Origin of the sequence: Streptomyces sp. NPDC057307 (assembly GCF_042667665.1) — a bacterium.
In the GTDB taxonomy this organism is placed as follows: Bacteria; Actinomycetota; Actinomycetes; order Streptomycetales; family Streptomycetaceae; genus Streptomyces.
The window spans coordinates 1-14,046 of the sequence record NZ_JBHUZM010000173.1 but is presented as its reverse complement, the minus strand read 5'-3'; the positions used below and the strand labels follow the sequence as shown (position 1 = coordinate 14,046).

Genomic DNA, 14,046 nt, shown 5'->3' with positions numbered 1-14,046 from the left:
CCGGTCGAGGAGAGGTGCGCAGGACGCACCCCGCCCGGCGGTCCTGGCACGCCTACGCGTCCGCCCACGCCCGCGCCTACGCGTCCGCGACCGAGTCGAACTCGACCTCGTCGCGCGCGATCCCGTGCGCGTCCGCGTCCACCGACCGTCGTAGCGCCTCGTGCAGCTTCGCCGGGGTCAGCACACCCGCGAACCGTGATCCGTCCACCACCGCCACCCACCCCGCGTCGTGCTGGAGCATCTCGCTGAACGCCTGCTTCAGCGGCGCCCCGACCGGCACCCACGCCTCCATGCGGCGCGCCATGTCCCCCACCGTGCTCTGCCCGCCCGCCCGCTCCAGCGCGTCCGCCGACACCCAACCGTGCAGCTCACCTCCGCCGTTCAGCACCACCGCCCACCTGCCGCCCTCCTCGCGCAGCCGCTCCGCCGCGCCCGCGGCCGGCTCGTCGAGCCGGGCCACCGGCGGCTGCTCCAGGTCGGCCGGCTCGATCGTGGTGACCGACAGCCGCTTCAACCCCCGGTCGGCGCCCACGAATTCGGCGACGTACGGGGTGGCCGGCGTCCCCAGGACCGCGCCCGGCCTGTCGAACTGCTCGATACGCCCCTGTCCGTACACCGCGATCCGGTCGCCCATCCGCACCGCCTCCTCGATGTCGTGCGTCACCATCAACACCGTCTTGCGCACGGTCGCCTGGAGATTCAGGAACTCGTCTCGCAGCCGCTCGCGCGTCACCGGGTCGACCGCGCCGAACGGCTCGTCCATCAGCAGCACCGGCGGATCGGCGGCCAACGCGCGCGCCACGCCGACCCGTTGACGCTGTCCGCCCGACAACTGCGCCGGATAGCGGTGCCCGTACACCTTCGGGTCGAGTCCCACCAGCTCCAGCAGCTCCGCCGCCCGTTCACGTGCCTTCGGCTTCTTCCAGCCGATCAGCGCCGGGACCGTCGCCGTGTTGTCGAGGACCGTACGGTGCGGAAAGAGCCCCACCTGCTGGATCACATAGCCGATCCGGCGGCGCAGCCGCACCGGGTCGACCCCGGAGATGTCCTCGCCGTCGACGAGGATACGGCCCGACGTCGGCTCGATCAGCCGGTTCACCATCATCATCGTGGTCGTCTTGCCGCAGCCGGAGGGTCCCACCAGAGTGACCAGCTCCCCTTCACGGACCTCGAAGGACAGGTCGTCGACGGCCGTCGTACCGTCTGGGTAGACCTTGCTGACCTGCTCGAACCGGATCATGAGCTCACGCTAGGAGCGAGCGGGGACGTTCGCACACGGGCCGCGGCTGAACGGTCGCGGCCGACCGCCGGACGGCAACGGACCACACGCACCGCACGGACCGGTCCGCACGGACCACCGACCCAGGAGAACCCTTGACCAGCTACCGCCAGCCCGGCGTCACCCTCACCGACCACCGCTTCTCGGTCCCGCTCGACCACGCGAACCCGTCGGGGGAGCGGATCGAGCTGTACGGCCGGGAGGCCGTGGCCACCGCGAAGGCCGACGCCGACCTGCCGTGGCTCGTCTACCTCGAAGGCGGACCCGGCTTCGGCGCGCGCCGTTTCATCGGCCGGCAGGCCTGGCTCGGGCGCGCCCTGGAGGACTACCGGGTGCTCCACCTCGACCAGCGCGGCACCGGCCTGTCCACCCCCGCCAACCGCCAGACGCTCCCGGCCCGCGGCGACGCCCGGCAACAGGCCGACTACCTCACCCACTTCAGGGCCGACAACATCGTGCGCGACTGCGAGGCCATCAGGCCCCAGCTCACCGGCGGCGCCCCGTGGACCGTCCTCGGTCAGAGCTTCGGCGGCTTCTGCGCCGTCCGCTATCTCTCCGCGGCGCCCGAGGGACTGCGCGCCGTACTGATCACCGGGGGGCTGCCCACGCTCGACGGCGGGCCCGACGACGTCTACCGGGCCGCCTACCCGCGTATCGAACGCAAGGTCGCCGCGCACTACGCCCGCTATCCGCAGGACGTCGAACAGGCCCGCCGGATCGTCGGACACATCGCCGAACACCACCCGGTCCTGCCGAACGGCTACACCCTCACCCCCGAGGCGTTCCAGTCGCTCGGCATCCTGCTCGGCGGCGGCGAAGGCACCCACCAGCTGCACCAGCTGCTGGAGAACGCCTTCGTGCACACCCCCGGCGGCCATGAACTGTCCGACACCTTCCAGGAAAGCGTCGCCGCCCAGCTCTCCTTCGCCGGGCACCCGCTCTACGCGCTCGTGCACGAGGCGGTCTACGCCCAGGACACCCGTCCCACCGCCTGGTCGGCCGAGCGGGTACGCGCGGAGTTCCCCCGGTTCGACGCGGCGCGGACCCTGGCCGGCGACACCCCGCTCCTCTTCACCGGCGAGACCATCCACCCCTGGCACTTCACCGCCGACCCCGCGCTGCGCCCGCTGCGCGAGACGGCGGAGCTGCTGGCCGCCCGCCGGGACTGGCCCGCGCTGTACGACGTCGACCGGCTGGCCGCCAACGAGGTCCCGGTCGCCGCCGCCGTCTACCACGACGACATGTACGTCGACACCGCGCACGCGCTGGAGACGGCGCGCGGCATCCGGGGCCTGCGCACGTGGGTCACCGACGAGTACGAGCACGACGGCGTCCGGTCCTCGGGCCCACGGGTACTCGACCGGCTGCTGGCACTGGCACACGGCGAGATCTGACCGGGCCGTCCGACCATGAGGTTTACCCTTTTATGCACTTTGGTCGGTTTCGTAGCGCGGTGAACCCGTTGTTCCCGTGATGTGGTGGCTGAACGGAGAGACGGGCACGGCAGAGAAGGACCGGTGACATGGACCAGGGGCACTCCCGCCTTCAGCAGTACCCCTGGTTGCCCCCGGTACTGCTCGTCGGTTCCGTCGGCCTCGAACTGGTGACTCCCAAGATCGTCAGCGGCGCCGCGCTCATCGCCGTCGCCGGCATGGCGGCGGCCATCAGCGGCACGTTCCGCTACACCCTGCTGATCGTGGTCGTCGGCCTCGCGCTCACCGGCATCTCCGCGTTCGAGGCCCACCACGGCTACGCGTCCGCGGCCGTGCAGGTCGCGGAGATCGTGATCGCGTCGGCTCTCGCGCTGGCCGTCCGGCGAATGCTCGACAGTCAGAGCGCCAAGTTCTCCGTGGTCAGATCCACCGCCGAGCAGTTGCAGCGGGCGGTCCTGCCACCGCTGCCCAAGATCGTCGGCCCGATGACCGTCGCCTGCCGTTACGAGGCGGCGAACGCCGCGGCCCGGATCGGCGGCGACCTCTACGCCGTGGAGGAGACTCCCTTCGGTCTGCGGCTGCTCATCGCCGACGTACGGGGCAAGGGCCTCGGCGCGGTCTCCGCCGTCTCCGTCATCGTCGGCGCCTTCCGTGAACGCGCCGAGTCCGAGGCCGACCTGGTGGGGCTCGCCGAACGGCTCGACCGCGCGGTCGTCCGTTCCGTCGAGCAGTACGCCGACCCGTTCGCCGTCGACGCCGCCGAGGCTTTCGCCACCGCGCTGCTGATCGAGGTCGACCGGCGCGGCACCACCCTGCGGCTGCTGAACTGCGGCCATCCCGCCCCCTATCTCGTACGCGACGGCGAGGTGCGCCAACTGGACACCGGCCAGGCGACGCCCCCGCTGGGGATGCGGAACCTCGCGCCCGGCATCGGCGGCCCCCACTCGTACGACTTCCCCATCGGCGCCACCCTGCTCTGCGTCACGGACGGGGTGACGGAGTCGCGGAACGCGGCCGGGGCCTTCTACGACCCGCTCACCGAGCTGAAGCCGGTCCCGGACGGGGATCCGGAGCGGCTGATCGGAGCCCTGTTCTCGTCTGTCGGCCGGTGGACGAAGGGCAGACGCAGCGACGACATGGCGGTGCTCGCCGTCGCGCGGCACGGCGACGACGAGCCTGTTCCCAGAGGGCAAGCGACTGCTTAGTATGTGGGGGAGCGTGTACCGACCCCCAGGTGTGGAGGCCCCCGAATGCAGGCATGGCGAGTGCACCGGAACGGCGAGCCGAGCGAGGTGATGCGGCTGGACGAGGTGGACCGGCCGACACCGGGGGAAGGCCAGCTCCTGCTGAAGGTCCTCGCGGCCGACATCAACTTCCCCGACGCCCTGCTCTGCCGGGGCCAGTACCAGGTCCGGCCGCCGCTGCCCTTCACTCCGGGCGTCGAGATCTGCGGCGAGACGGAGGACGGACGGCGCCTCATCGCGACGCCCGCCCTGCCGAACGGCGGACTCGCCGAATACGTCGTCGCCGACGAGGCCGCGGTGCTCCCCGCACCCGACGCCCTCGACGACGCGGAGGCGGCGGCCCTGCACATCGGCTACCAGACGGGCTGGTTCGGACTGCACCGCCGGGCGCACCTCCAGGCGGGCGAGACACTGCTCGTGCACGCCGCCGCCGGAGGCGTCGGCAGCGCGGCCGTCCAGCTCGGCAAGGCCGCGGGCGCCACCGTCATCGGCGTGGCCGGCGGGCCGGAAAAGGTGCGCGTGGCAAGGGAGTTGGGCTGCGACCATGTCATCGACCGGCGCACCGACGACCTCGTCGCCACCGTGAAGGACCTCACCGGCGGGCGTGGCGCTGACGTCGTCTACGACCCGGTCGGCGGTGACGCGTACGCCAAGTCCACCAAGTGCGTCGCCTTCGAGGGCCGCATCCTGGTCATCGGCTTCGCGAGCGGCACCATCCCGACCCCCGCCCTCAACCACGCGCTCGTCAAGAACTACTCGATCGTCGGACTGCACTGGGGCCTGTACACCCGGAAGGACCCCGCCGCGATCCTCCGCTGCCATCAGGAACTGACGGAACTCGCCGCCAAGGGCGTCGTCAAGCCGCTCATCAGCGAGCGGGTACCGATGACGGGCGCCGCCTCCGCCGTCCAGCGCGTGGCCGACGGCACCACCACGGGCCGACTGGTCGTGGTGCCCGCCCTGTCATCGGCCTCGGCCGCCCGGTGAACGCGATAGACGCGGCCGAACTGCGCCGCCGTACCGAGGACCTGCTCGCCGCGCACCCGCCGGCCGGCACCGAACCGACAGACTTCCTGAAGGCCCGCTTCGACGCCGGGCTCGCCTGGGTGCACTTCCCGGCCGGCCTCGGCGGACTCGACGCCCCACGTTCCCTCCAGTCGGTCGTCGACGCCGAACTGGCCGCCGCCGGCGCCCCCGACAACGACCCGCGCCGTATCGGCATCGGCCTCGGCATGGCCGCCCCCACCATCCTCGGCTTCGGCACCGACGAGCAGAAGCGCCGCTTCCTGCGACCCCTGTGGGTCGGCGAGGAGGTCTGGTGCCAGCTGTTCAGCGAGCCGGGCGCCGGGTCCGACCTCGCCGCGCTCGGTACCCGCGCGGTGCGGGACGACGACGGCGACGGCGGTGGCGACTGGATCGTCAACGGGCAGAAGGTGTGGACCTCCAGCGCCCATCTCGCGCGCTGGGCCATCCTCATCGCCCGCACCGACCCCACCCTGCCCAAGCACCGGGGCATCAGCTACTTCATCTGCGACATGACCGCCCCCGGTGTCGACGTCCGGCCGCTGCGCCAGATAACCGGCGAGGCCGAGTTCAACGAGGTCTTCCTCACCGACGTCCGGATCCCCGACGCCCACCGGCTCGGCGCGGTCGGCGACGGCTGGCAGGTCGCCCGGACCACCCTCATGAACGAGCGCGTCTCGATCGGCGGCGCCCGTCTCCCCCGCGAGGGCGGCATGATCGGCGCGGTCTCCCGGACCTGGCGCGAACGCCCCGACCTGCGCACCCACGAGCTGCACCAGCGCCTCCTCACGCTCTGGGTGGACGCCGAAGTGGCGCGGCTGACCGGCGAACGGCTGCGCCAGCAGCTCGCCGTGGGCAGACCGGGCCCCGAAGGCTCGGGCCTGAAGCTGTCGTTCGCCCGCCTCAACCAGGAAATCAGCGGGCTTGAGGTCGAACTGCTCGGCGACGAGGGCCTGTTGTACGACGACTGGACGATGCGGCGCCCGGAGCTCGTCGACTTCACCGGTCGCGAGGCCGGCTATCGCTATCTGCGCTCGAAGGGCAACTCCATCGAGGGCGGTACGAGCGAGGTACTGCTCAACATCGTCGCCGAACGCGTCCTCGGCCTGCCCGCCGAGCCCCGCAACGACAAGGACGTCGCATGGAAGGACCTCACCCGATGAGCACCGTGGACGCCGCGACCGCCGATACCGCTGCCGCTGCCGGGGAGGCCGGAGAGGCCGCCGACTCCGCCGAGGCAGCGCCCGATCTCCTGTACTCCGAGGCGGAGAACGACCTGCGCGCCGCCGTACGGTCCCTGCTCACCGACCGCGGCGATGTCCCCGCCGCGCTCGCCCGCGCCGAGTCGGACGCCCCGTACGACCCTGCGCTCTGGACATCGCTCGCCGCCGGGATCGGCGCGGCCGGGCTGCTCGTACCGGAAGCGCTGGGCGGCCAGGGCGCGAGCCACCGCGAGGCCGCGGTGGTGCTGGAGGAGCTGGGCCGGGCGGTAACGCCCGCGCCGTATCTGACCAGTTCGGTGATCGCGACGCAGACGCTGCTGGCCCTGGGCGGGACCGTCCCCGCCGTCACGAAGCTGCTCGGCGCGCTGGCCGAAGGCCGTACGGTCGCCGTGCTCGCCGTGCCGCTCTCCACCGGACCCGACGCGCCGCTCCGCCTCGACGCGGCCCCGGGCAGCGAGATCAGGGCTGTGGCCGACGCCGCGATCGCCGACGTCCTGCTCGTTCTCGCGGACGACGGGCTGTACGCGGTCGAGACGGCGGAGCCGGGCGTGACCGTCCGGGCGCAGACCCCGCTCGACCTCACGCGCCCGCTCTCCACCGTCACCGTGGACGCCGCCGCCCTCGCCGCCGGGACCCGGCTCGCGCACGCGGGGACGGCGGAGGCCGCCGTACGCCGGGGACTGCTGGCCGGCGCGGGACTGCTCGCCTCCGAGCAACTCGGCCTCGCCGAATGGTGTTTGGAGGAGACGGTCCGGCACACGCGCGAACGGCATCAGTTCAACCGCCCCATCGGCTCGTTCCAGGCGCTCAAGCACCGGATGGCGCAGCTGTGGCTGGAGGTCGTCTCGGCCCGCGCCGCCGCCCGCAACGCCGCCGACGCGCTGGCCACCGGCAGTCCCGACGCGCCCCTCGCCGTGGCGGTCGCCCAGGCGTACTGCGGCCGGGTCGCCGTGCACGCGGCCGAGGAGTGCGTCCAGCTCCACGGCGGCATCGGTATGACCTGGGAGCACCCCGCGCATCTGTATCTCAAGCGGGCCAAGTCCGACGAGATCGCGCTGGGTTCGACCGGATCGCACCGCGACAGCCTCGCGGCGCTGACCGGCCTGCCCGCGCCGGGCGCACGGACGCGGTAGTTCCGGCCGCCCTTCGACCGGGATACCACCTGGACAACCACCCCTTTACATACTGTTTAATTGCGAGTCGTTCGCAATAACGTTTGATCTTCAGTAGGGGTGTGGAATCCATGACCGCCCGTTCGATACGTGGCACGGCCGCGGCGACGCTGGCCGGTTCGCTGGCCCTCACCGCCGTGGCCTGCTCGAACCCGGACAGCGGCTCCGGCGACGGCGGTGGGGACCAGGAGTCCGCCGTCGTCGGGATCGCCTACGAGCCGGACAGCCTCAGCCCGCTGCTCGGCTACGGCAAGGACGGCAACTCCAAACTCTTCGACGGGCTTCTCACGGTCGACGGCGACATGAAGCTGAAGCCCGCCCTCGCCTCCGCGCTCCCCGAGGTCGCCGCGGACGGCATGACCTACACCTACCGGCTGCGCGACGACGTGAAGTTCAGCGACGGCAAGCCCTTCAGCGCGGCGGACGTCGTCTTCACGTACCGCACCATCCTGGACGCGAAGACCAACAACCCGTCCAAGACCGAACTCGCGGCCGTCAAGGACGTCACCGCCAAGGGCGAGGGCACCGTCGTCTTCACCCTGAAGTACCCGTACGCGCCGTTCGCCCAGCGCACCGTCCTCCCCATCGCGCCGGAGCACGTCGCGGGCAGACAGGACGTCAACTCCGGCCCGTTCACCAGCAAGCCGGTCGGCACCGGGCCGTATCTGCTGACCAACTGGTCCAAGGGCGAGAAGATCAGCTTCAAGGCCAATCCGGACTACTGGGGCGGCGAGGCCACGGTGAAGAAGTTCACCATGGCGATCATCAAGGACGACGACGTACGCGCCACCCGGCTGCGCGCCGGAGACCTCGACGGCGCGATCCTGCCGCCCAACCTCGCCAAGGGCTTCAAGAACGACAAGGGCAGACGGACCTACGAGGCCACGACGTACGACTACCGCACCGTCACCCTCCCGACCCACAACAAGGTCACGGGCGACAACGCCGTCCGCCGCGCGCTCGACGTCGCCGTCGACCGCGACACCATGGTCGACAAGATCCTCGACGGCGCGGGCAGGGCCGCCTACGGCCCGGTCCCCACCGACAGCGAGTGGTTCACCAAGGGCACCGAGCGCCCGCACGACCTCGCGCGGGCCGAGAGGATCCTCGACGAGGCGGGCTGGAAGCCCGGCCAGGACGGCATCCGTACGAAGGACGGCGTACGCGCGAGCTTCCCGCTCTGGTACCTGACCGGCGACAAGCTCCGCCAGGACCACGCCCTCGCCTACGCCTCCGACGCCAAGAAGGCCGGCATCGACATCAAGACCCAGGCCGGTACGTGGGAGGTCATCGAGCCGCGGATGAAGACCGACGCCGTCCTGGCGGGCGGCGGAGCCCCCGGCGACCCCGACTTCGACCAGTTCAGCCTCCTCAACTCCGGCCTCGCCGGCGACGGCTTCAACAACATGGCCTGGTACGACAACCCGGCCGTCGACAAGGCGCTCGACACCGGTCGCGAGAGCGGGGAGAAGCCCGCGCGCAAGGCCGCGTACGACACCGTCCAACGCGAGCTGGCGAAGGACCCCGGCTACACCTTCCTCACCCACATCGACCACGTGTACGTCGTGAACGACACCTGGGGCACCCTCACCACCCAGGTCGAACCGCACGACCACGGACTCGCCTCCGGGCCCTGGTGGAACGTCGAGCAGTGGGCCCGTACGCCGTGAGCCGCCGCCTCCCGTGGGGGGCGATGGCCCGTATGACGGGGCGGCGGACGCTATTCGCCGCCCCCGTCCTGCTGGTCGTCACCTTCGGCGTCTTCGCCGTGGCCGCCGCCTCCCCGTTCGACCCCGTCAAGGCTTACGCCGGCACCGCCGGGCTCACGGCCTCGCAGGAGACCCTCGACCAACTGCGCGCCAACCTCGGCGTCGACCAGCCGCTCGTCGGGCGCTGGTGGGAGTGGCTGACGTCGGCCGTCACCGGTGATCTGGGCGACTCCAGCGTCATGCGCCGACCGGTCGCCGACGTGATCACCGAACGCCTCGGCTGGTCCGTGCTCCTGGCCACCACCGCCTTCGTCCTCGCGATCCTGCTCGGCACCGCGCTCGGCGTGGCCGCCGCCCGCCGCCCCGGCGGCTGGCTCGACCGGGGCGTCAGCTCGGCCGCGTACACCCTGGAAGCCGCACCCGCGTTCTGGCTGGGGCTGCTCGCTATCTGGTTCTTCGCCCTACGGCTCGATGTCCTGCCGGCCGGCGGACTCACCGACTCGGGGAGCGACACCGTCACCTTCGGCCAGGTCGCCTCGCACCTGGTGCTGCCGGCGGCCGTGCTCGGTGTCTCCCAGATGCCGTGGTTCTACCTCTACGTACGGCAAGGGGTCGCCGACGCGCTGGAGGAGGATCCCGTACGCGGGGCGCGCGCCCGGGGACTGAGCGAGCGCACCGTCCTCCTCGGTCACGCCTGGCGCTCCGGGATGCTGCCGATGCTCACCCTCATCGGCTCGCGCGTCCCCGAACTCATCACCGGCGCGCTCCTCATCGAGACAGTCTTCAGCTGGCCCGGTATCGCGGCGGCCACCGTCGAGGCGGCGACCTCCGTGGACTTCCCGCTGCTGGCCGCCCTCACCGTGCTCGCCACCGCGGCCGTACTCATCGGCAACCTGCTCTCCGACCTGCTGTACGGACTCGCCGACCCGAGGGTGGGCTTCGATGGCTGACACCACCGCGCCCACCGCTCAGGGACCGGCCCCGGCATGGCGCTCGCGCGGGCGCAGCCGCCGCTCGACGCGATCGGTCCGTGCCATCACCTCGGCCGTCGTCGTCGCCGTCGTCGCGCTGGCAGTCCTCGTCGTACCGCCGGTCGTCCAGCTCGACCAGCAGGCCGTCGATCTCGCGCTCAAACTCCAACCGCCCTCCCTGGAGCACCCGTTCGGCACGGACGACGTGGGCCGCGACCTGCTCCTGCGCTGTGTGTACGGGCTCCGCGTCTCGCTCCTCGTCGGACTGGTCGCCGCCCTCGTGGCCACCGTCATCGGCACGGCCGTGGGCGCAGCCGCCGCGGCCTTCGGCGGCTGGACCGACCGCGTCGTCATGCGTCTCGTCGACACCTTCTCGTCGGTGCCGCACCTGCTCCTCGGTATCTTCATCGTCGCGATGTTCCGGCCCGGCGTCTGGCCGGTGATCGTGTCGGTCGCCCTGACGCACTGGCTCTCCACCGCCCGGATCGTCCGCTCCGAGGTCCTGTCGCTGCGCTCACGGCCGTACGTGGACGCCGCGGTGTCCGGCGGCTCGTCGCGGTGGCGGATCACGGTGCGCCATCTGCTGCCGGGAGTACTGCCGCAGGCGGGGCTCGCCGCCGTACTGATGGTGCCGCACGCCATGTGGCACGAGTCGGCGCTCTCCTTCCTCGGGCTCGGACTGCCCAGTCACCAGGCTAGCCTCGGCAATCTCGTACAGACGGCGCGCGGTTCGCTGCTCGCCGGCGACTGGTGGCCGACACTCTTCCCCGGGCTGTTCCTGATCGTCCCGACCCTCGCCATCGCCGGACTCGCCGGGGTGTGGCGGGAACGGATCAATCCGCGCCGCCGATCGGAGCTGATGCTGTGACGACCCCCGAGCCCCGGACTCCGGCGGACACTCCGGCGCAGACCGCGGTCGAGTCGTCCGCGCCGGCGCCCGTGCTGTCGGTGCGCGGCCTGGGCGTCCGCTTCCGGATGCGCGGCGGACGGCACATCGCCGCTGTCACCGACGCCACCTTCGACCTCGCCGTGGGGGAGTGCCTCGCGCTCGTCGGCGAGAGCGGCTGCGGCAAGTCGGTCCTCGCGTCGGCGCTGCTCGGCCTGCTGCCGGGCAACGCGCAGACCACCGGCTCCGCGCTGCTGGGCGGCGCCGACCCCGTGGACCTGCTCGCCGCCGACGAACGGACCCTGGCCCGTACCGTACGGGGCCGGCGCATCGGCCTCGTACCGCAGAGCCCGGCCGCGCACCTCACGCCCGTACGTACCGTACGGTCCCAACTGGTCGAGGCGCTGCGTGAGTTGACGGGCGCACGGGGGACGGCTCTCGCCAAGGCGGCCGAGGCCGCCGCCGAACGCGCCGCCTACCCCGCCGACCACCTCGACCGCTACCCGCACGAACTCTCCGGCGGCCTGGCACAGCGCGCCGCGACCGCCCTCGCACTGATCGGCGACGCCCCCCTGCTGCTGGCCGACGAGCCGACCACCGGGCTCGACCGTGAACTGGTGGACCGTACGGCCGACGAACTGCGCCGGCACACCGACGACGGCCGCGCCCTCCTGATGATCACCCACGACCTGGCGGCGGCCGAGCGGATCGCCGACCGCGTCGCCGTCATGTACGCGGGCCGGATCGTCGAACTCAGCCCCGCGGCACGCTTCTTCGGCGGCCACGGACCACGCCACCCCTACGCGCGCGGCCTGCTCGACGCCCTGCCCGAGCGGGAGTTCACCGCCATCCCGGGCCTGCCGCCCGAACTGGGCGACCTGCCCGCCGGCTGCGCCTTCGCCGCCCGCTGCCCGCGGGCCACCGATATCTGTGCCACCCTGCCCGACCTGACACCGGGGCCCGGCTCGTCCGTCGCCTGCCATCACGCCGAGGAGCGCGTCGATGCTTGAACTCCTCGGCATCACCGCCGGATACGAACGCGGCGCCCCCGTCGTCAAGGGCGCGTCCGTCACCGTCGCCCCCGGCGAGTCGGTGGGCCTCCTCGGCCCCAGCGGCTGCGGCAAGTCGACCCTCGCCCGGGTCGCCGCCCTGCTGCACCGTCCCGACGCCGGCACCGTGACCCTCGACGGCGAACGCGCCACCGGCTGGCGCCACCGCGCCCCGAGGGCCCAACGCACCGCGATCGGGGTCGTCTTCCAGCAGCCACGGCTGTCGGCCGACCCCCGGCTCCGGCTGAGCGACCTGATCGCCGAACCGCTGCGCGCCAACGGCCGCCGGGACGAAGTGACCGACCGCGTCGCCGAGCTGGCGCGGACGGTGGGGCTCACCGACGAACTGCTCGGCCGCAGACCGCACGAGGTCAGCGACGGCCAGCTCCAACGCGCCTGCCTCGCCCGTGCGTTGGTGCTGCGCCCGCGCTGGCTGGTCTGTGACGAAATGACCGCGATGCTCGACGCGTCGACCACCGCCGCGCTGGTCACGGTGGTCGAGGAGTACCGGCGCGCCCAGGGCGCCGGACTGCTGGCGGTCGGCCACGACCGGGTGCTCCTGGAGCGCTGGTGCGACCGTACGGTCCGCTGGCCGGAGATCGCGGAGACCTTCTGAGACTGCCGCGTCGGACCGGGCCGAGGGTGTCTGAATCGCAGCCGTCGGCTGGTCGAACTCTTCATAAGGGCCTGCCCCTTGAGGCACACGGCGGCGGATACTCGGCGAGTCGTCCGCCCCACACACCTCGGAGGCATCATGGCCCTCACCACCCGACGCAGAGCGGTGACCACCATCGCCGCGGCGTTCGCCGGAGCAGTCGCCGTCCCCTCGTACGCACAGGCGACGGAACGCGGTGGTGGCTCCGCGCCGCTGCGCCGCGCCCACGCGCACAACGACTATCTGCACGAGCGGCCCCTCCACGACGCCCTGTCGCACCGCTTCACCAGCGTCGAGGCCGATGTCTTCCTGGTCGACGGCGAGTTGCTGGTCGCCCACGAGCCGGAGACACTCGACCCCACGCGTACGCTCCGCTCGCTCTACCTCGACCCGCTGCGCGACCGGGTCAGGGCCAACGGCGGGGCCGTGTACCGGGGCCACCACCGGCCGGTGCAGCTGCTCATCGACATCAAGACGGACGGCGCCGCCGCCTATCTGGAGCTGCACCGCCAACTGCGCTCCTACCGCGCCATGCTGAGCACCTACTCGTACGGCGCCGTACGGTACGGCGCCGTCACCCCGGTCATCTCCGGCGACCGCGCCGCCCGCGTCCCGATGGAGGCGCAGCGGGTCCGCCACGCCTTCTACGACGGCCGGCTCGAAGACCTCGGAAGCGCGGCGCGAGCCTCGTTCGTCCCGCTCATCAGCAGCAACTGGACAACGAGCTTCACCTGGCAGGGCGTCGGCGTGTTCCCCGCCGCCGAACGCACCGAACTGCTCCGCATCGTCCGCGCCGCCCACCGGCGGGGCCGGCGCGTCCGGTTCTGGGCGACCCCCGACCTGGCGGGGCCCGCCCGCGACGCCGTGTGGTCCGAGCTGCTCGACGCCGGGGTCGACCACGTCAACACGGACGACCTGGTCGGCCTGGAGAGCTTCCTCGCCAAGAACGACCGGTAGCCGAGCACCTGACGGAAAGCAACCGGTAGTCAACCCGTACGGCCTACACGCCAGTTGCCTGAACTGCCCCTCCGCTCCGCCAGACTGACGGCCGAATGCCGCAATTCCGGCGCGGCGGAGGAGGTTGGCCATGGCCATTTCGATCTCACTGGTGCTGCTACTGGTGGTGCTCACCGTGATCTTCGTGCGCAACGGCGGACTCAAGCTGGGGCACGCCATCTGCTGTGTGCTGCTCGGGTTCTTCCTCGCGGGCACGAGCATGGCGCCCTCCATCCAGGACGGCATCAACTCCACCGCGAACGTGGTGAGCAGCCTGCAACCCTGAGCACGGGCCCCGGTCGCCGGGTGACGGCCGTCAGGCGACCGCGCAGGCGGTGACGGCCGCCTGGGTGGCGGTGGCGGCCGTAGTGGTCGCGGCGGCGCTCGCGTCGGCGGACGTGACGGC

13 protein-coding genes are annotated in these 14,046 nt (G+C 72.1%); 12 read left to right on the top strand and 1 reads right to left on the bottom strand.

The window, feature by feature from the left end:
- Window positions 1-76: 76 nt before the first annotated feature.
- Window positions 77-1,240 carry a betaine/proline/choline family ABC transporter ATP-binding protein gene (locus ACFUN8_RS33625; RefSeq protein ID WP_383646161.1) on the bottom strand — a complete coding sequence of 388 codons (1,164 nt, stop codon included), beginning with the start codon at window positions 1,238-1,240 and terminating at the stop codon, window positions 77-79.
- 134 nt (window positions 1,241-1,374) lie between these two features.
- Here ACFUN8_RS33625 and ACFUN8_RS33620 point away from each other — a divergent pair, with 134 nt between their 5' ends.
- The 12 genes from ACFUN8_RS33620 (at window position 1,375) to ACFUN8_RS33565 (ending at window position 13,926) form a co-directional block, all read left to right on the top strand.
- Window positions 1,375-2,673 (top strand): alpha/beta fold hydrolase, encoded by a 1,299-nt coding sequence (locus tag ACFUN8_RS33620; RefSeq protein ID WP_383646158.1) that lies wholly within the window; start codon window positions 1,375-1,377, stop codon window positions 2,671-2,673.
- 128 nt (window positions 2,674-2,801) lie between these two features.
- Window positions 2,802-3,917, top strand: coding sequence for a PP2C family protein-serine/threonine phosphatase (locus ACFUN8_RS33615; protein ID WP_383646155.1), 1,116 nt, complete (start codon window positions 2,802-2,804; stop codon window positions 3,915-3,917).
- A 45-nt stretch (window positions 3,918-3,962) separates the two neighbouring features.
- Window positions 3,963-4,943, top strand: coding sequence for an NADPH:quinone oxidoreductase family protein (locus ACFUN8_RS33610; RefSeq protein WP_383646152.1), 981 nt, complete (start codon window positions 3,963-3,965; stop codon window positions 4,941-4,943).
- Complete coding sequence (locus tag ACFUN8_RS33605; protein WP_383646149.1) at window positions 4,940-6,142, top strand: acyl-CoA dehydrogenase family protein; 1,203 nt, start codon at window positions 4,940-4,942, stop codon at window positions 6,140-6,142. Before ACFUN8_RS33610 ends, ACFUN8_RS33605 begins: the two co-directional genes overlap by 4 nt.
- Window positions 6,139-7,335: an acyl-CoA dehydrogenase family protein gene (locus tag ACFUN8_RS33600; protein ID WP_383646148.1), complete on the top strand. Its 1,197-nt coding sequence runs from the start codon at window positions 6,139-6,141 to the stop codon at window positions 7,333-7,335. Before ACFUN8_RS33605 ends, ACFUN8_RS33600 begins: the two co-directional genes overlap by 4 nt.
- Before the next feature lie 110 nt (window positions 7,336-7,445).
- Window positions 7,446-9,044 (top strand): ABC transporter substrate-binding protein, encoded by a 1,599-nt coding sequence (locus tag ACFUN8_RS33595; protein WP_383646145.1) that lies wholly within the window; start codon window positions 7,446-7,448, stop codon window positions 9,042-9,044.
- Between the two features lie 23 nt (window positions 9,045-9,067).
- Entirely contained in the window at window positions 9,068-10,033 is a 966-nt protein-coding gene (locus ACFUN8_RS33590; RefSeq protein WP_383646143.1) for an ABC transporter permease, read from the top strand.
- Window positions 10,026-10,922: an ABC transporter permease gene (locus ACFUN8_RS33585; protein WP_383646140.1), complete on the top strand. Its 897-nt coding sequence runs from the start codon at window positions 10,026-10,028 to the stop codon at window positions 10,920-10,922. Before ACFUN8_RS33590 ends, ACFUN8_RS33585 begins: the two co-directional genes overlap by 8 nt.
- A 107-nt stretch (window positions 10,923-11,029) precedes the next feature.
- Complete coding sequence (locus ACFUN8_RS33580; RefSeq protein ID WP_383646164.1) at window positions 11,030-11,950, top strand: ABC transporter ATP-binding protein; 921 nt, start codon at window positions 11,030-11,032, stop codon at window positions 11,948-11,950.
- Window positions 11,943-12,605: an ABC transporter ATP-binding protein gene (locus ACFUN8_RS33575; protein ID WP_383646137.1), complete on the top strand. Its 663-nt coding sequence runs from the start codon at window positions 11,943-11,945 to the stop codon at window positions 12,603-12,605. The genes ACFUN8_RS33580 and ACFUN8_RS33575 overlap by 8 nt, the downstream gene beginning before the upstream one ends.
- A gap of 138 nt (window positions 12,606-12,743) precedes the next feature.
- Complete coding sequence (locus ACFUN8_RS33570; protein ID WP_383646134.1) at window positions 12,744-13,601, top strand: phosphatidylinositol-specific phospholipase C/glycerophosphodiester phosphodiesterase family protein; 858 nt, start codon at window positions 12,744-12,746, stop codon at window positions 13,599-13,601.
- Between the two features lie 130 nt (window positions 13,602-13,731).
- Window positions 13,732-13,926 carry a hypothetical protein gene (locus tag ACFUN8_RS33565; protein WP_382559043.1) on the top strand — a complete coding sequence of 65 codons (195 nt, stop codon included), beginning with the start codon at window positions 13,732-13,734 and terminating at the stop codon, window positions 13,924-13,926.
- Window positions 13,927-14,046 lie beyond the last annotated feature (120 nt).